15 protein-coding genes are annotated in these 17,862 nt (G+C 69.0%); 1 reads left to right on the forward strand and 14 read right to left on the reverse strand.

What is annotated here, in order from left to right; all coding sequences use genetic code 11:
• Positions 1 to 3: 3 nt before the first annotated feature.
• The 12 genes from nuoL to ACZ3TS_RS16935 are packed head-to-tail and all read right to left on the reverse strand — an operon-like array spanning position 4 to position 12,863.
• Entirely contained in the window at positions 4 to 1,950 is a 1,947-nt protein-coding gene (gene nuoL, locus ACZ3TS_RS16880; protein ID WP_467618435.1) for an NADH-quinone oxidoreductase subunit L, read from the reverse strand.
• A 14-nt stretch (positions 1,951 to 1,964) separates the two neighbouring features.
• Entirely contained in the window at positions 1,965 to 2,264 is a 300-nt protein-coding gene (gene nuoK / locus ACZ3TS_RS16885; RefSeq protein ID WP_023547474.1) for an NADH-quinone oxidoreductase subunit NuoK, read from the reverse strand.
• Positions 2,261 to 3,103, reverse strand: a complete 843-nt coding sequence (locus tag ACZ3TS_RS16890) for an NADH-quinone oxidoreductase subunit J (RefSeq protein WP_467618437.1) — start codon at positions 3,101 to 3,103, stop codon at positions 2,261 to 2,263. Before ACZ3TS_RS16890 ends, nuoK begins: the two co-directional genes overlap by 4 nt.
• Positions 3,100 to 3,711, reverse strand: coding sequence for an NADH-quinone oxidoreductase subunit NuoI (nuoI, locus tag ACZ3TS_RS16895; protein WP_467618440.1), 612 nt, complete (start codon positions 3,709 to 3,711; stop codon positions 3,100 to 3,102). The genes ACZ3TS_RS16890 and nuoI overlap by 4 nt, the downstream gene beginning before the upstream one ends.
• Positions 3,704 to 5,068: an NADH-quinone oxidoreductase subunit NuoH gene (gene nuoH, locus ACZ3TS_RS16900; RefSeq protein ID WP_467618442.1), complete on the reverse strand. Its 1,365-nt coding sequence runs from the start codon at positions 5,066 to 5,068 to the stop codon at positions 3,704 to 3,706. Before nuoH ends, nuoI begins: the two co-directional genes overlap by 8 nt.
• Positions 5,065 to 7,569: an NADH-quinone oxidoreductase subunit G gene (locus ACZ3TS_RS16905; RefSeq protein ID WP_467618444.1), complete on the reverse strand. Its 2,505-nt coding sequence runs from the start codon at positions 7,567 to 7,569 to the stop codon at positions 5,065 to 5,067. Before ACZ3TS_RS16905 ends, nuoH begins: the two co-directional genes overlap by 4 nt.
• A complete protein-coding gene (gene nuoF, locus ACZ3TS_RS16910; RefSeq protein WP_467618447.1) occupies positions 7,566 to 8,954 on the reverse strand; it encodes an NADH-quinone oxidoreductase subunit NuoF in 1,389 nt (462 codons plus the stop codon). The genes ACZ3TS_RS16905 and nuoF overlap by 4 nt, the downstream gene beginning before the upstream one ends.
• Positions 8,951 to 9,823 carry an NADH-quinone oxidoreductase subunit NuoE gene (gene nuoE, locus ACZ3TS_RS16915; RefSeq protein ID WP_467618448.1) on the reverse strand — a complete coding sequence of 291 codons (873 nt, stop codon included), beginning with the start codon at positions 9,821 to 9,823 and terminating at the stop codon, positions 8,951 to 8,953. Before nuoE ends, nuoF begins: the two co-directional genes overlap by 4 nt.
• Positions 9,820 to 11,151 (reverse strand): NADH-quinone oxidoreductase subunit D, encoded by a 1,332-nt coding sequence (locus tag ACZ3TS_RS16920; RefSeq protein ID WP_467618450.1) that lies wholly within the window; start codon positions 11,149 to 11,151, stop codon positions 9,820 to 9,822. The genes nuoE and ACZ3TS_RS16920 overlap by 4 nt, the downstream gene beginning before the upstream one ends.
• Complete coding sequence (locus ACZ3TS_RS16925) at positions 11,148 to 11,939, reverse strand: NADH-quinone oxidoreductase subunit C (protein ID WP_467618453.1); 792 nt, start codon at positions 11,937 to 11,939, stop codon at positions 11,148 to 11,150. The genes ACZ3TS_RS16920 and ACZ3TS_RS16925 overlap by 4 nt, the downstream gene beginning before the upstream one ends.
• Complete coding sequence (locus ACZ3TS_RS16930) at positions 11,936 to 12,490, reverse strand: NuoB/complex I 20 kDa subunit family protein (RefSeq protein ID WP_023547484.1); 555 nt, start codon at positions 12,488 to 12,490, stop codon at positions 11,936 to 11,938. The genes ACZ3TS_RS16925 and ACZ3TS_RS16930 overlap by 4 nt, the downstream gene beginning before the upstream one ends.
• Positions 12,491 to 12,503: 13 nt before the next feature.
• On the reverse strand, positions 12,504 to 12,863 hold the full coding sequence (locus ACZ3TS_RS16935) for an NADH-quinone oxidoreductase subunit A (protein ID WP_007383963.1): 360 nt from the start codon (positions 12,861 to 12,863) through the stop codon (positions 12,504 to 12,506).
• A gap of 798 nt (positions 12,864 to 13,661) precedes the next feature.
• Here ACZ3TS_RS16935 and ACZ3TS_RS16940 point away from each other — a divergent pair.
• Complete coding sequence (locus tag ACZ3TS_RS16940; RefSeq protein ID WP_467618455.1) at positions 13,662 to 14,465, forward strand: C40 family peptidase; 804 nt, start codon at positions 13,662 to 13,664, stop codon at positions 14,463 to 14,465.
• A gap of 97 nt (positions 14,466 to 14,562) precedes the next feature.
• Here ACZ3TS_RS16940 and ACZ3TS_RS16945 read toward each other — a convergent pair whose 3' ends face one another.
• Positions 14,563 to 16,350, reverse strand: a complete 1,788-nt coding sequence (locus ACZ3TS_RS16945) for a hydroxysqualene dehydroxylase (RefSeq protein ID WP_467618457.1) — start codon at positions 16,348 to 16,350, stop codon at positions 14,563 to 14,565.
• 158 nt (positions 16,351 to 16,508) lie between these two features.
• Positions 16,509 to 17,798 carry a geranylgeranyl reductase family protein gene (locus ACZ3TS_RS16950; RefSeq protein ID WP_467618459.1) on the reverse strand — a complete coding sequence of 430 codons (1,290 nt, stop codon included), beginning with the start codon at positions 17,796 to 17,798 and terminating at the stop codon, positions 16,509 to 16,511.
• Between the last annotated feature and the right edge of the window lie 64 nt (positions 17,799 to 17,862).

Genomic DNA, 17,862 nt, shown 5'->3' on the forward strand with positions numbered 1-17,862 from the left:
CTATCAGACCGCCCTCATCAGCAGGGTCAGGGCGACGAGTACCGCCGCACCGCCGAACATCGAGACCGCGTACGACCGCGCGTAGCCGTTCTGCAGTCGGCGGAGCCGACCGGAGAGGCCGCCGACCGAGGCGGCGGTGCCGTTGACGACGCCGTCGACCAAGGTGTGGTCCACATAGACCAGGGAGCGCGTGAGGTGCTCTCCACCGCGAACGAGGACGACGTGGTTGAAGTCGTCCTGGAGCAGGTCGCGCCGGGCAGCCCGGGTGAGCATCGATCCACGCGGGGCGACGGCGGGGACCGGGCGGCGGCCGTACTGGGCGTAGGCGATGCCGGCGCCGACGACGAGGAGGACCAAGGTCGCGGCCGTGACCGTCCCGGCGCTGAACGGGGAGTGGCCCTCCTCGTGTCCGGTGACGGGCTCCAGCCAGTGCAGGAAGCGGTCGCCGAGCGAGAACAACCCGCCCGCGAACACTGACCCGAACGCCAGCACGATCATCGGGATCGTCATGACCTTGGGCGACTCGTGCGGATGCGGTTCCGCGTGCTCGCCCCGGGTCTCGGCGGCCGGCTCCACGCTGGGCTCGGCCGGCGACGGGGTCTCGGTGTGACGCCAGCGCTCCTCGCCGAAGAACGTCATCAGCATGACGCGCGTCATGTAGTACGCCGTGATGGCCGCGCCCAGCAGGGCCGCGCCGCCCAGGATCCAGCCCTCGGTGCCGCCCTTGGCGAAGGCCGCCTCGATGATCTTGTCCTTGGAGAAGAAGCCGGACAGGCCCGGGAAGCCGATGATGGCGAGGTAACCGAGGCCGAAGGTGACGAACGTGACCGGCATGTACTTCCTCAGGCCGCCGTACTTGCGCATGTCGACCTCGTCGTTCATGCCGTGCATGACCGATCCGGCGCCGAGGAACAGACCGGCCTTGAAGAAGCCGTGCGTCACCAGGTGCATGATCGCGAAGACATAGCCGATGGGGCCGAGGCCGGCGGCGAGCACCATGTAGCCGATCTGCGACATGGTCGAGCCGGCCAGTGCCTTCTTGATGTCGTCCTTCGCGCAACCGACGATCGCACCGAAGAGGAGCGTGACGGCGCCGACCACGGTGACGGCCAGTTGTGCGTCGGGGGCGGCATTGAAGATCGCGCCGGAGCGGACGATCAGGTACACGCCCGCGGTCACCATGGTGGCGGCGTGAATGAGGGCCGAGACCGGGGTCGGACCCTCCATCGCGTCCCCGAGCCAGGACTGCAGCGGCACCTGCGCCGACTTGCCGCACGCGGCGAGCAGCAGCATCAGACCGATGGCGGTGAGCTTGCCCTCGCCCGTCCTGTCCACGTCAGCGAAGACCGTCCCGAAGGCGAACGTCCCGAACGTCGTGAACATCAGCATGATGGCGATCGACAGGCCCATGTCGCCGACGCGGTTGACCAGGAACGCCTTCTTCGCCGCGGTCGCCGCGCTGGGCTTGTGCTGCCAGAAGCCGATCAGCAGGTACGAGGCGAGACCGACGCCCTCCCAGCCGACGTACAGCAGCAGGTAGTTGTCCGCGAGGACGAGCAGCAGCATCGCCGCGAGGAACAGGTTCAGATAGCCGAAGAAGCGGCGCCTGCGCTCGTCGTGCGCCATGTACCCGACCGAGTACAGGTGGATGAGCGAGCCGACGCCGGTGATCAGCAGGACGAACGTCATCGACAGCTGGTCGAGGCGGAAGGCGACGTCGGCCTGGAAGCCGCCCACCGGGACCCAGCTGAACAGGTGCTGCGTCAGGGTCCGGTGCTCGGCGCCCTTCCCCAGCATGTCGGTGAAGAGGACGACACCGAACACGAAGGAGACAGCGGCCAGTACCGTGCCGATCCAGTGGCCGACGGCGTCCAGCCTTCTGCCGCCGCACAGCAGGACGGCCGCTCCGAGCAGGGGCGCCGCGATCAGCAGCGCAATCAGGTTCTCCACGATTCAGCGACCCCTTACAGCTTCATCAGGCTGGCGTCGTCGACCGAGGCCGAGTGGCGGGTACGGAACAGCGACACGATGATCGCGAGACCGACCACGACCTCCGCGGCGGCGACGACCATCGTGAAGAAGGCGATGATCTGGCCGTCGAGATTGCCGTGCATCCGGGAGAAGGTGACGAACGCGAGGTTGCAGGCGTTGAGCATCAGCTCGATGCACATGAACACCACGATCGCGTTCCGCCGGATCAGCACGCCGGTCGCGCCGATTGTGAACAACAGGGCGGCGAGATACAGGTAGTTGACCGGGTTCACTTCGACGCCTCCTCCGTCCTCTTGAGCGTCGGCCGCTCGTCCTCGGGCCGCTCCAGCCGCTCGGCGGCGCGCTGTTCCAGGGCCTTCAGGTCACCGATCGCCTCGTCGGACACGTCGCGGACCTGGCCGCGGTCCCGCAGCGTCTTGCTGACGGTCAGCTCGGACGGGGTGCCGTCCGGGAGGAGACCGGCGATGTCCACCGCGTTGTGCCGGGCGTAGACGCCGGGGGCCGGCAGCGGCGGAACGTGCTTGCCCTCGCGTACACGCTGCTCGGACAGTTCGCGCTGGGTCCTGACGCGCTCGGTGCGCTCGCGGTGGGTGAGCACCATGGCACCGACCGCGGCCGTGATGAGCAGGGCGCCGGTGATTTCGAAGGCGAACACGTACTTCGTGAAGATGAGGGCGGCCAGGCCCTCCACGTTGCCGTTGGCGTTCGCCTTGCCCAGGCCGTCGAAGTCCTTCAGGGACGCGTTGGCGATGCCCGCGAGCAGCAGTATGCCGAAGCCGAGCCCGCACAGAAGGGCCAGCCAGCGCTGGCCCTTGATGGTTTCCTTCAGGGAGTCCGCCGCCGTGACGCCGACGAGCATCACCACGAACAGGAACAGCATCATGATCGCGCCGGTGTAGACGACGATCTGGACGATCCCGAGGAAGTAGGCGCCGTTGGCGAGGTAGAACACCGCCAGCACGATCATGGTGCCTGCCAGGCAGAGCGCGCTGTGCACGGCCTTCTTCATGAAGACGGTGCACAGGGCGCCGAGCACCGCGACGGTGCCCAGGACCCAGAACTGGAAGGCCTCTCCGGTCGAGGTGGAGTAGGCGGCGAGTTGCGGGCTCATGCGTCAGCCCCCTGTTCTCCGGGCTTTTCTCCCTTGGAGACGGCCACCTGACGCTCCGTGCCGGGCGCGGCCTCCGTCACCAGGCCCCGGTAGTAGTCCTGCTCGTCCGTCCCCGGGTAGATGGCGTGGGGCGTGTCGACCATGCCCTCTTCCAGACCGGCGAGCAGCTGCTCCTTGGTGTAGATGAGGTTGGCGCGGCTGGAGTCCGCCAGCTCGAACTCGTTGGTCATCGTGAGCGCGCGCGTGGGGCACGCCTCGATGCACAGGCCGCACAGGATGCAGCGGGCGTAGTTGATCTGGTAGACCCGCCCGTACCGCTCGCCCGGCGAGTAGCGCTCCTCGTCCGTGTTGTCCGCGCCCTCGACGTAGATCGCGTCGGCGGGGCAGGCCCAGGCGCACAGCTCGCAGCCGACGCACTTCTCCAGGCCGTCCGGATGGCGGTTGAGCTGGTGCCGGCCGTGGAACCGCGGAGCCGTGGTCTTCTTCTGCTCCGGGTACTGCTCGGTCAGCCGCTTCTTGAACATGGCCTTGAAGGTCACGCCGAAGCCGGCCACGGGGTTCTGGAAGCCAGGCTTCGACTGCCCGGTCTCCTTGGGCTCCTCAGCCATCGGACGCCTCCTTTCGATCCGAAGATCCGTCACTGACAGTGTCCGTCCCGCCACTGACAATCAACTCCCGCTCCCTGCGCGAGCGGCGCCGCGGGACCGGCGGCAGCGTCTGTCCCGGCAGCGGCGGTACGGGGAATCCGCCCGCCATCGGGTCGAAGGCGGCGGGCTCCTCGGCGGGCCGCTCGGCCTCCTTGGGCTTCTCGCGGAACATGTCGACGACGAACGACAGCAGCAGCAGCGTGAGGACGCCGCCGGCGACGTAGAGGGCGATGTCGCCGAAGCCGTAGTTCTCGTTGCGCAGCGCCCGTACGGTCGCGACGAGCATCAGCCAGACCACGGAGACCGGGATGAGGACCTTCCAGCCGAGCTTCATCAGCTGGTCGTAGCGGACACGCGGGAGCGTGCCGCGCAGCCAGATGAAGAAGAACAGCAGCAGCTGGACCTTGACGACGAACCAGAGCAACGGCCACCAGCCGTGGTTGGCTCCCGCCCAGAAGCTGCTGATCGGCCACGGAGCCCGCCAGCCGCCCAGGAAGAGCGTGGCCGACACGGCCGAGACGGTCACCATGTTCACGTACTCGGCGAGCATGAACATCGCGAACTTGATCGACGAGTACTCGGTGTTGAAGCCGCCGACCAGGTCGCCCTCGGACTCCGGCATGTCGAAGGGGGCGCGGTTGGTCTCGCCGACCATCGTGACGATATAGATGATGAACGAGACCGGCAGGAGCAGGATGAACCAGCGGTCGTGCTGCTGCTCGACGATCCTCGACGTCGACATCGACCCCGAGTAGAGGAACACGGAGGCGAAGGCGGCGCCCATCGCGATCTCGTACGAGATCATCTGCGCACAGGAGCGCAGACCGCCCAGCAGCGGGTAGGTGGACCCGGAACTCCAGCCCGCCAGCACGATGCCGTAGATCCCGACCGAGGCGACCGCGAGGATGTAGAGCATCGCGATCGGCAGGTCGGTCAGCTGCATCGTGGTGCGGTGGCCGAAGATCGAGATCTCGTTGCCCGCGGGCCCGAAGGGGATCACCGCGATCGCCATGAAGGCCGGGATGGCCGCGACGATCGGCGCGAGGACGTAGACCACCTTGTCCGCGCGCTTGACGATGAGGTCTTCCTTGAGCATCAGCTTCACGCCGTCGGCGAGCGACTGGAGCATGCCCCAGGGACCGTGCCGGTTGGGGCCGATGCGCAACTGCATCCAGGCGACGACCTTGCGCTCCCACACGATGGAGAACAGCACGGTCACCATCAGGAAGGCGAAGCAGAAGACCGCCTTGACGGCGACCAGCCACCAGGGGTCGCGGCCGAACATGGAGAGGTCTTCAGCGGCGAGGTACGGGCTCATGCCTCCACCTCCTTGGGGGCGTCGGCGTCGAAGGTCGCCGGGCCGATGCGGACGAGGGTGCCGGGCAGCGCCCCGGTGTCGGAGGCGACGCCTCCGCCCGTGGAGTTCAGCGGGAGCCAGACGACGCGGTCGGGCATCTCGGTGATCTGCAGCGGGAGTTCGACGGTTCCGGCGGGGCCGGTGACGGTCAGGGCGTCGCCGTCCTCGACCCCCGCCTCGGCGGCGGTGGCGGCGGACACGCGCGCGTGTGCCGCGTGCCGGGTACCGGCGAGCGCGTCGTCGCCGTCCTGGAGGCGGCCCTGGTCGAGCAGGAGCCGGTGGCCGGCGAGCACGGCCTCCCCGGCGGCCGGGCGCGGCGGCTGTGCGCCGATCTCCAGGGGGTTGTTCGCCCGCTGCCCTTCCCATGCACCGAGCCGGTCCAGCTCCACGCGCGCGGTGCGCAGGTCGGGCAGTCCCAGGTGGACGTCCATCGCGTCGGCGAGCATCTGGAGCACCCGTGTGTCGGTGGGCGCCAGGGAACGGGTCATCTGGTCGGGCTTGAGCGCAGCCTCGAAGAGGCGGGCCCGGCCCTCCCAGTTGAGGAAGGTGCCGGCCTTCTCGGCGACCGCCGCGACCGGCAGCACCACGTCCGCGCGCTCGGCGACCTCGCTGGGGCGCAGTTCGAGCGAGACGAGGAAGTCCACCGCGGAGAGCGCCTCACGCGCGCGTGCCGGATCGGGCAGGTCGGCGACCTCGACACCGGCGACCACCAGGGCCCGCAGCTCACCCGCGGCCGCGGCCTCGACGATCTGACCGGTGTCCCGGCCGTAGCGGTGCGGGAGCTCGGCGACGCCCCAGACGGCGGCGACCTCCTCCCGCGCGCGCGGGTCGGTGGCCGGACGTCCGCCCGGCAGCAGCGAGGGCAGCGCGCCCACCTCGACCGCCCCGCGCTCCCCGGCCCGGCGCGGAATCCACACCAGACCGGCGCCGGTCGCGGCCGCGGTCCGGACGGCGGCGGTGAGTCCGCCCGCCACACCGGCGAGGCGTTCACCGACGACGATCACCGCGCCCTCGGTGCGCAGCGCCTCGGCGGCCCGTACGCCGTCCTCCTCCAGGCCGACCTTGCCGGCCAGCGCGTCCAGCCACTCGGTCTCGGTGCCGGGCGCGGCGGCCAGCAGTGTGCCGCCGGCCTTCGTGAGGCCCCGGGTGGCGTGCGTGGCGAGGGAGAAGACCTGCTGCCCGTGCCCCCGCCAGGCCTTGCGCAGCCGGAGGAAGACGCCGGGGGCCTCCTCCTCGGACTCGAACCCGACGAGCAGGACGGCGGGTGCCTTCTCCAGGGAGGTGTACGTGACGCCGCTGCCGTCGAGATCGCGGCCGCGTCCGGCGATCCGGGCGGCCAGGAAGTCGGCCTCCTCGGCGCTGTGCACACGCGCGCGGAAGTCGATGTCGTTCGTGCCGAGGGCCACGCGCGCGAACTTGCTGTACGCGTAGGCGTCCTCGACGGTCAGCCGGCCGCCGGTCAGTACACCGGCCCGGCCCCGCGCGGCGAGCAGGCCCTGGGCGGCGGCCTGAAGCGCCTGGGGCCAGGACGCGGGCTCGAGCTCCCCGGACTCGCCCCGCACCAGCGGCGTGTCGAGCCGGTCCTTGAGCTGCGCGTAGCGGAACGCGAAGCGCCCCTTGTCGCAGATCCACTCCTCGTTGACCTCGGGGTCGTTGGCCGCGAGGCGCCGCATGACCTTGCCGCGCCGGTGGTCCGTGCGGGTCGCGCAGCCGCCGGAGCAGTGCTCGCACACGGACGGCGACGAGACGAGGTCGAAGGGCCGGGAGCGGAAGCGGTACGCCGCCGACGTGAGCGCCCCTACGGGGCAGATCTGGATGGTGTTCCCGGAGAAGTACGACTCGAAGGGGTCGCCTTCGCCCGTGCCCACCTGCTGGAGCGCGCCCCGTTCGAGCAGCTCGATCATCGGGTCGCCCGCGATCTGGTTGGAGAAGCGGGTGCAGCGGGCACACAGCACGCACCGCTCGCGGTCGAGCAGCACCTGGGTGGAGATCGGGACGGGCTTCTCGTAGGTGCGCTTGCGGCCCTCGAAGCGGGACTCGGCGTGGCCGTGCGACATGGCCTGGTTCTGCAGCGGGCACTCGCCGCCCTTGTCGCAGACCGGGCAGTCCAGCGGGTGGTTGATGAGCAGCAGCTCCATCACACCCTTCTGGGCCTTCTCTGCGACGGGCGAGGTGAGGTGGGTCTTCACCACCATCCCGTCCGTGCAGGTGATCGTGCAGGACGCCATGGGCTTGCGTTGGCCCTCGACCTCGACGATGCACTGGCGGCAGGCGCCCGCCGGATCGAGCAGGGGGTGGTCGCAGAAGCGGGGGATCTCGATGCCGAGCTGTTCGGCGGCGCGGATGACCAGGGTGCCCTTGGGCACGCTGATCTCGACGCCGTCGATCGTCAGCGTGACGAGGTCCTCCGGCGGGACCGCCGCCTCTCCCCCTCCCGAGGGAGCGCTGGTGGTCACAGTCATGCGGTCACCTCCGCGGGCTTGTCCGCCCAGGCCGTGGACTTGGCCGGGTCGAAGGGGCAGCCCCGGCCCGTGATGTGGTCCTCGTACTCCTCGCGGAAGTACTTGAGGGAGGAGAAGATCGGCGAGGCGGCGCCGTCGCCGAGGGCGCAGAAGGACTTGCCGTTGATGTTGTCGGCGATGTCGGCGAGCTTGTCGAGGTCGGACATCGTGCCCTTGCCCGCCTCGATGTCCCGCAGCAACTGGACGAGCCAGTACGTCCCTTCCCGGCAGGGCGTGCACTTGCCGCAGGACTCGTGGGCGTAGAACTCGGTCCAGCGGGTGACGGCGCGCACCACGCAGGTCGTCTCGTCGAAGCACTGCAGGGCCTTGGTGCCAAGCATGGAACCGGCGGCGCCCACGCCCTCGTAGTCCAGCGGGACGTCGAGGTGCTCGTCGGTGAACATCGGCGTGGAGGAGCCGCCCGGCGTCCAGAACTTGAGGCGGTGGCCGGGCCGCATTCCGCCGCTCATGTCCAGCAGTTGGCGCAGCGTGATGCCGAGCGGTGCCTCGTACTGGCCAGGGCTCGCGACATGGCCGCTGAGCGAGTAGAGCGTGAAGCCGGGGGACTTCTCGCTGCCCATCGACCGGAACCATTCCTTGCCCCGGTTCAGAATCGCGGGAACCGACGCGATCGACTCGACGTTGTTCACTACAGTCGGGCACGCGTAGAGGCCCGCGACCGCAGGGAAGGGGGGACGCAGCCGCGGTTGGCCACGGCGGCCTTCGAGCGAGTCGAGCAGTGCGGTCTCCTCACCGCAGATGTACGCGCCCGCGCCCGCGTGCACGGTGAGTTCGAGGTCGAGTCCGCTGCCCAGGACGTTCTTGCCGAGGTAGCCCGCCGCGTAGGCCTCGCGTACGGCCGAGTGCAGCCGCCGCAGCACGGGGGCGACTTCACCCCGCAGATAGATGAAGGCATGCGACGACCTGATGGCGTAACACGCGATGACGATGCCCTCGATGAGGCTGTGCGGGTTCGCGAAGAGGAGCGGGATGTCCTTGCAGGTTCCGGGCTCCGATTCGTCGGCGTTGACAACCAGATAGTGAGGTTTGCCATCACCCTGGGGAATGAACTGCCACTTCATTCCCGTCGGGAAGCCCGCGCCGCCGCGTCCGCGCAATCCGGAGTCCTTGACGTACGCGATCACGTCGTCCGGCGACATGGCGAGAGCCTTGCGGAGCCCCTCGTACCCCTCGTGCCTGCGGTAGACGTCCAGCGTCCAGGACTTCTCCTCGTCCCAGAAGGCCGACAGCACGGGTACCAGCAGCTTCTCGGGGCTGGTCTCTCCCCCACCCTCGAATCCGCTCGGGCGGGCGGTGCCCCCGTTCTCGGGTGCCAAGGTCATCACTGCCCCTCCTCGTCGACGGGCCCGGCCGGGTGCGCAGGGTCGGAGGCCGATGTGTCCTGTGGCGCGTCGTGCGAGCTGAGGTGCTCGGCCGGTGACGGCTCGTGCGCCGTCCCGTCCCGCGGCTCGTCGTGCGGCCCGCCGTCTCGCGGGTGGACCACGCGCGCGGCGGCCGTCTCCCCCTTCGCCAGCCGCAGCCCGACCAGCGAGGCCGGACCCGCGCTGCCGGTCGCCTCGACGGCACCGTCCCGTTCGTCGGGGAAGCCCGCCAGCATCCGGGCGGTCTCCTTGAAGGTGCACAGGGGAGCACCGCGGGTGGGCTCGACCTGCCGTCCCGCTCGCAGGTCGTCCACCAGGCCCTTGGCGCTCTCGGGGGTCTGGTTGTCGAAGAACTCCCAGTTGACCATCACGACCGGCGCGTAGTCGCAGGCCGCGTTGCACTCGATGTGCTCCAGGGTGACCTTGCCGTCTTCGGTGGTCTCGCCGTTGCCGACGCCCAGGTGCTCCTGGAGGGCGGAGAAGATCGCGTCGCCGCCCATCACCGCGCACAGGGTGTTGGTGCAGACGCCCACCTGATAGTCACCGGACGGCCGCCGCCGGTACATGGTGTAGAAGGTGGCGACCGCGGTGACCTCGGCCGTGGTCAGATCCAGAATGTCCGCGCAGAACTGCATCCCGGTCCGCGTGACGTGTCCCTCCTCCGACTGCACGAGGTGCAGCAACGGCAGCAGGGCGGACCGCGAGTCCGGGTAGCGGTCGATGATGTCGCGCGCGTCCCGTTCGAGCCGGGCTCGAACGTCGCCCGGGTAGTCGGGCGCGGGCAGCTCGGGCATGCCCAGGCTTACGCCCCGCTCCGAGGAACTGGTGGTCACCGGTCGACGCCTCCCATCACGGGGTCGATGGACGCGACGGCGACGATCACGTCGGCGACCTGGCCGCCTTCGCACATCGCCGCCATGGCCTGCAGGTTGGTGAAGGACGGGTCCCGGAAGTGGACCCGATAGGGGCGGGTGCCGCCGTCGGACACGGCGTGCACGCCGAGTTCGCCCTTGGGCGACTCGACCGCCGCGTACGCCTGTCCCGGTGGGACCCTGAAGCCCTCGGTCACCAGCTTGAAGTGGTGGATCAGGGCCTCCATGGAGGTGCCCATGATCTTCTTGATGTGGTCGAGGGAGTTGCCGAGCCCGTCCGGCCCCAGGGCGAGCTGGGCGGGCCAGGCGATCTTCTTGTCGGCGACCATGATCGGGCCCGGCTGCAGCCGGTCCAGACACTGCTCGATGATCCTCAGCGACTGGCGCATCTCCTCCAGGCGGACCAGGAAGCGGCCGTAGGCGTCGCAGGTGTCGGCGGTCGGGACGTCGAAGTCGTAGGTCTCGTAGCCGCAGTAGGGCTGCGCCTTGCGCAGGTCGTGCGGCAGACCGGCGGAGCGCAGGATCGGACCGGTGGCACCGAGGGCCATGCAGCCGGCCAGGTCGAGGTAGCCGATGTCCTGCATACGGGCCTTGAAGATGGGGTTCCCGGTGGCGAGCTTGTCGTACTCCGGGAGGTTCTTCTTCATCTTCTTCACGAACTCGCGGATCTGGTCCACCGCGCCGGGCGGCAGGTCCTGGGCGAGTCCGCCGGGGCGGATGTAGGCGTGGTTCATCCGCAGGCCGGTGATCAGCTCGTAGATGTCGAGGATCAGCTCCCGGTCGCGGAAGCCGTAGATCATGATGGTGGTGGCGCCGAGTTCCATGCCTCCGGTGGCGATGCACACCAGGTGGGAGGACATCCGGTTCAGCTCCATCAGGAGCACGCGGATGAGCGTGGCGCGGTCGGGGACCTGGTCCTCGATGCCGAGGAGCTTCTCGACCGCGAGGCAGTACGCCGTCTCGTTGAAGAACGGCGTCAGGTAGTCCATGCGCGTCACGAACGTGGTGCCCTGCGTCCACGTGCGGTACTCGAGGTTCTTCTCGATCCCGGTGTGCAGGTAGCCGATGCCGCAGCGGGCCTCGGTGACGGTCTCGCCCTCGATCTCCAGGATCAGCCTCAGCACGCCGTGCGTGGACGGGTGCTGCGGACCCATGTTGACGATGAGGCGCTCGTCGTCGGCGCGGGCCGCGGACTGGACGACCTCGTCCCAGTCGCCGCCGGTGACGGTGTAGACGGTGCCCTCGGTCGTCTCGCGCGAGGAGGCGGAGGACGGAGTCTGCGTGCTCATGAGTACGACCTCCGCTGGTCCGGAGCCGGGATCTGGGCGCCCTTGTACTCGACGGGGATGCCGCCGAGGGGATAGTCCTTGCGCTGCGGGAATCCCTGCCAGTCGTCGGGCATCATGATCCGCGTCAGCGCCGGGTGGCCGTCGAAGATCAGGCCGAAGAAGTCGTACGTCTCGCGCTCGTGCCAGTCGTTCGTGGGGTAGACGGAGACGAGCGAGGGGATGTGCGGGTCGGCGTCGGGGGCGCTGACCTCCAGGCGGATCAGCCGGTTGTGAGTGATCGACCGCAGGTGGTAGACGGCGTGCAGTTCCCGGCCCTTGTCGCCGGGGTAGTGCACTCCGCTCACGCCCGTGCACAGTTCGAAGCGGAGCGCCGGGTCGTCGCGGAGGGTCTGGGCGACGGTGACGAGGTACTCGCGTTCGATGTGGAAGGTCAGCTCGCCGCGGTCGACGACGGTCTTCTCGACGGCGTTCCCGGGAACGAGGCCCTGTTCCTCCAGGGCGCCCTCCAGTTCGTCGGCGACCTCGTCGAACCAACCGCCGTAGGGCCGGTTCGAGGCACCGGGCAGCCGGATGGAGCGGACCAGGCCGCCGTAGCCGGAGGTGTCGCCGCCGTTGTTGGCGCCGAACATGCCGCGCTGGACGCGGATCTCCTCGCCGTGGTCGCCACGCATGCCCGGAAGGTTCGCGGCGCCGAGGTCCTTCTCGGGGTTGACGCCGTTGCCGTTCGCCGCGGCACCGTTCACGCCGTTGCCGGGCGTGTTCGCGCCGTTGCTCTTCGCATCGCTCATCGCAGCAGCCCCTTCATCTCGATCGTCGGGAGGGCCTTGAGCGCCGCTTCCTCCGCCTCGCGGGCCGCCTCCTCGGCGTTGACGCCGAGTTTGGAGGTCTGGATCTTGTGGTGGAGCTTGAGGATCGCGTCCATCAGCATCTCGGGGCGCGGCGGACAGCCGGGCAGATAGATGTCGACGGGGACGATGTGGTCGACGCCCTGGACGATCGCGTAGTTGTTGAACATGCCGCCCGAGGACGCGCAGACACCCATGGAGATCACCCACTTGGGGTTCGGCATCTGGTCGTAGACCTGCCTGAGGACGGGCGCCATCTTCTGACTGACCCGGCCCGCGACGATCATCAGGTCCGCCTGGCGGGGCGATCCGCGGAAAACCTCCATGCCGAAGCGCGCCAGGTCGTAACGGCCGGCGCCCGTGGTCATCATCTCGATGGCACAGCAGGCGAGGCCGAAGGTGGCGGGGAAGACCGACGCCTTGCGCACCCAGCCCGCGGCCTGCTCGACGGTGGTCAGAAGGAAACCGCTCGGCAGCTTTTCTTCGAGTCCCATGACTAAAGGCCCCTCAGTCCCATTCCAGGCCGCCGCGCCGCCACACGTACGCGTACGCGACGAAGACGGTGAGCACGAAGAGCAGCATCTCCACGAGCCCGAAAACCCCGAGGGCGTCGAAGGTGACGGCCCACGGGTAGAGGAAGACGATCTCGATGTCGAAGACGATGAAGAGCATCGCCGTCAGGTAGTACTTGATCGGGAAGCGCCCGCCACCGGCCGGCGTGGGGGTCGGTTCGATACCGCACTCGTACGCCTCGAGCTTGGCGCGGTTGTACCGCTTCGGACCGATCAGCGTGGCCATGACCACGGAGAAGATCGCAAAGCCTGCCCCGAGGGCTCCCAGTACGAGGATGGGCGCATACGCGTTCACCGCTCCTCGCTCCTCTCAGTCGGCACTGACTGCTGGCGGTTGCGCTGGACTCACGGCCGTCCCACCGGTCCCACGAACCCCGCTGGCCCCAGCGAAGATCGCGTACATGTGAAGCAGGTCACAAGCCCAACTGCCCCGCATCTTATGCCCGCCGGTATGTGATCTGCGACACGGGGGTCACCATGTACTTTGTGATCTCCACCACCCGGCGAAGGATCATGAAGTCGGATGAGCAGTGATCTTCGTACGCGAAGCAGTCGAGCGATCACCAAGAGGTGACATTTTCGCTCGTTTCCGCTGGTCGGAGCGTCCTTCCCCTATCAAAGAGAGGACGCTCAAGGCAAATTAGCGCTGGACCGTGTCCCTTGATAAGGGAGCCCGTTCACACATCAGAGGTAGATGCGGAGACGAATGTGGACGTGTGCATGCGTTCACGAGCGACGGGCACGCCCCGGCCGACTGCATGCGCGGGTTCACGAGCAGCGGAGGGCACGCGGAGGACACCACCCCGCGCGCCGGACGCCACCGCGACGGTGACCGTTCCGTGACCTGTGCCACATCTATGTGAGGGTCCGATAAAGCGGGCTTGGCCACGCGGTGCATCCAGTGGTAAGCGCAGAGCAATTCGGGCGTAACGACGAAACCCCATGATCACAGGCTTGATCACTACTGTCCAAAATGCCCGTTACGGCGTCAATAAAGAGCGACACTCTGGGGATTCACGGTCTCGATTGAACAACTGTGGCGCAGCACACGTTTCTTGAAGGTATGGAGGAGCCCCTGATACCGCTTGTACCCATGTCCCACACCGCTCACATACGCAGCCACCGGAAGCCCCGCAGCCGCAGCGCGTCGACGATCGCGATGCGGGCCGGAGTTGCCGGTGGTGTGCTCAGCACCCTGGCCGCGGCCGGTGCGTCGGCTTCGGCCAACGCCGCCGAACCGGTGACGCAGACGCTCGAACTGCCCACCCTGACGGCCGATCTGGCCACTCAGGTCGCCCAGTCCGCGGAGGCCACCCAGCAGGCCGCGGCCAACTACCAGCTGCAGGCCGAGCGCGACGCCGCCGCCGCAAAGGCCGCGAAGCAGGCCAAGGCGGACCTTGCGGAGGCCAAGAAGAAGTCGGCGGAGGCCAGGCGGAAGGCCGAGGCCGCACGCAAGACCGCCGCGGCCGCCTCGCGCAGCGCAGAGCGGACCGTCCTCGCCACCACCTCGAGCAGCGCCTCGACGAGCACGTCCACGGCCACCGGTTCGGCCGCGGCGGTCATCGCCTTCGTCAAGGCGCAGCTCGGCGACTCGTACGTCATGGGCGGCACCGGCCCCAACTCGTGGGACTGCTCCGGTCTCGTGCAGGCCGCGTTCAAGCAGGTCGGCGTGGACCTGCCGCGCGTCTCGGGGAGCCAGTCGACGGCCGGTACGCAGGTCTCGCTGAGCAATCTGCAGCCGGGCGACATCCTCTACTGGGGCGGCGCGGCCAGCGCGTACCACGTGGCGGTGTACGTCGGCGACGGCATGTTCGTCGGTGCGCAGAACCCCTCCACCGGCGTGGTCGAGAAGCCGCTGTCGTACGACCCGCCGTCCGGTGCGGTCCGGGTGCTCTGACCGCTCCCGCCCGAGGTCGTACGGGGTGAAGGGCCGCAGCCGTTCGGGAGCGGCGGCCCTTCCGGCTCACATCACGCACCGCGTGCGCCGCACGGCCTCAGCCGAGGTCGAAGGTGTTGGGCAGGCCGAGCCGGTAGCGCACCTCGTCGACACGCTTGAGGGGCTCCAGCTCCGGCGGGCGGTACAGCTCCCAGATCCTGCACCGCTCGGCGCCTGAATTGTCCGCATCGAGGAGTGCGTTGACGGCTCGTCGTGCCGATTCGTTGGCACCCTCCATCGTCGCCAGGTCCACATCGGTGCGGACGTAGTCGCCCGCGAGGAAGAAGTTCGGCACGGCGGTCCTCGCCGACGGCCGGTTGTAGAGCGTGCCGGTGGGATGGATCAGGAGCGGCTCGCGGTTCTGCGGATCCGGTCCGCCCAGCCCCGTCACCGCCGGGTCCATGAACCAGCCGAGCCGGTCGGCGTCCGTGAGCGTCGTCTTGCCGGAGTCGTTCAGCGCGTCCTTCAGCTGCGCCCAGCACTCCTCGACGATCTCCTCCCGAGTGCACTCACGGGCCTTCTTGCCGTAGAGGATCCCGGGCTTGTCCCACTCCGAGACGATCACGGAGAGGCAGTCGTGGGCCCCGCCGTCGCCGTAATCCTGCGAAAAGTTCCGTACGTCCCAGAACTGCGCCTGCCCGATACCCGTCACCGACCACGGTGAGTCGAGGCAGTTGATGTGCCCGTGGACGACGGGCGTGGGCGTGCGCAGATAGAACTGCACGCCGGTCATCCAGTCCGTCTGCAGCGCGTCGCACCGGGCGAGCTGCGGGTCGGCGGCGCGCAGGGCCGTGCCCCAGGTGTGGCGGGCGTGCTCGACGGGCATGGCGGAGACGTAGTGGTCGGCGGTGACGGTGCGTTCGCCACTGCCGTCGCGCTCCACAACGCGTATGCCGGTGACGTGCCCGTCCGCATACAGCACCTCACGCACCTCGGTGCCGACCACGAACTCCACGCCGAGCGAACGCAGGTGTGCGGCCCAGGGGTCGATCCACGCCTCGCTCGTCGGAGCGTTGAGCACCCGGTCGATGTCCGCGTCGCCGTCCATGCCGCGGCCGAGCAGGCCCCACAGCAGCAACGCCTCGATGATGACGCGGCCGACGGTGCGGGTGGAGGCGACCTCGGCGCGGGTGGCGACGAGGTTGCGGGTCTGTCCGATGCCGAGGAGCGTGCGGTACTCCTCGCTCATCCGCTCGGCGCGGATGAACTCCCACCAGGAGGTCTTCTCCCATTGGTCCTCACGGCGGGCGTCGCAGCTGGTGAGGTGGACCAGGAGGCGGTCGGCGAAGTACCCGGCCTCGTATGCGGGCAGCCGGCTGCCCAGGTCGAGCACGGACAGGATCTGGTCGCGGATCCAGGACGGGGTGATGTCGCCCGACGCGGGCGGGGTGGTGGCCCGGCGCAGGGGGAAGTGGAGGTCCGGGCGGCCGGCCTCACGGGCGAAGAGGGCCTCGGTACCGCTGCGGAGGTTGTCGTGGACGCCGTTCGCGTTGCCGGGGAAAGGGATGCGGCGCATGGTGTCCGGCAGGTTCCGGTAGAAGCCGGGGAAGAAGCGGAAGCCGTGTTCGCCGGGCAGCGGTCTACGGCCGCCCGTGCCCGTGCCTGGGACGTCCATCGAGCGGGCCTTGCCGCCGAGCACGTCGTAGTACTCGTAGACGGTGACGGCGTAGCCGCGCTCCGCGAGTTCCTGGGCGGCACTGAGCCCGGAGACGCCGCCGCCGAGGACGGCGACGTGCTTGCCGGCGGCGGCAGCGGCCGTGCCCGACCATAACGCGAGGGCGCCCACCGCGCCCCCGGCGCCCGCAATGAACCGTCTGCGGGTCGTTCCCTGGTGTTCTGTTGTCATGGATACGGGAGGGTAGGGAGGGAACCGACCCGGCGGTAGGTCGCGGTTCGGTCACCCACGGCATCCTCACAGCGGTGCAGGAATCACCCGAAAGAGAACACGAGCGTGACGACGCCGGGCCGGGCCCGATGACGGTTCGGTGCCCCGCACCGTGGGGCTCACGCCTTCGGGGCCACCTTCGACAGACCGTTGATGACCCGGTCCATCGCGTCGCCGCCCGTCGGCTCCGTCAGGTTGGCCAGGAGCTTCAGCGTGAACTTCATCAGCAACGGATGCGTCAGGCCCCGCTGTGTCGCGATCTTCATCACCTTCGGGTTGCCGATCAGCTTCACGAAGGCACGGCCCAGCGTGTAGTAGCCACCGTAGGTGTCCTTGAGGATCTTCGGGTAGTGGTGCAGGGCCAGTTCGCGCTGGCCGGGGGTCGCCCGGGCAACGGCCTGGACGATGACGTCCGCCGCGATCTGACCCGACTCCATGGCGTACGCGATGCCCTCGCCGTTGAAGGGGTTCACGAGGCCGCCCGCGTCGCCGACGAGCAGCAGACCCTTCGTGTAGTGCGGCTGGCGGTTGAAGGCCATGGGAAGGGCGGCGCCGCGGATCGGGCCGGTCATGTTCTCGGGGGTGTAGCCCCAGTCCTGAGGCATCGAGGCGCACCAGGCCTTCAACACCTCGCGCCAGTCCAGCTCCTTGAAGGAGGCCGAGGTGTTCAGAACGCCCAGCCCGACGTTGCTCGTGCCGTCACCCATGCCGAAGATCCAGCCGTAGCCAGGCAGCAGCCGCTCCTGGCCGCCGCGCCGGTCCCACAGCTCCAGCCAGGACTCCAGGTAGTCGTCGTCGTGGCGCGGGGACGTGAAGTACGTACGGACCGCGACACCCATCGGCCGGTCCTCGCGGCGGTGCAGGCCCATCGCCAGCGACAGGCGGGTGGAGTTGCCGTCGGCGGCCACCACCAGGGGTGCGTGGAAGGTGACCTCGCGCTTCTCGTCGCCCAGCTTGGCGTGCACGCCGTTGATCCGTCCGGTGCGGTCGTCGATGATCGGCGCGCCCACGTTGCAGAGCTCGTACAGGCGCGCGCCCGCCTTCTGCGCCTGCCGGGCCAGCTGCTCGTCGAAGTCGTCGCGCTTGCGGACGAGCCCGTAGTCCGGGTACGAGGCGAGATCCGGCCAGTCCAGCTGGAGCCGCACCCCGCCGCCGATGATGCGCAGGCCCTTGTTGCGCAGCCAGCCGGCCTCCTCGGAGATGTCGATGCCCATCGAGACGAGCTGCTTGGTGGCGCGGGGTGTGAGGCCGTCGCCGCACACCTTCTCGCGCGGGAAGGCGGTCTTCTCCAGCAGCAGGACGTCGAGCCCGGCCTTCGCCAGGTAGTACGCGGTGGTGGAACCGGCTGGCCCGGCCCCGACGACGATCACATCGGCGGTGTGTTCGGTAAGGGGCTGGGGCTCGGTCACGGCGGGTTCTCCCCAAGACTGGACGACGGCAACGACGACCCAGGCACCGGCAGCGGCGACAGCG

The sequence above is a fragment of the Streptomyces sp. NPDC022910 genome, assembly GCF_055561075.1.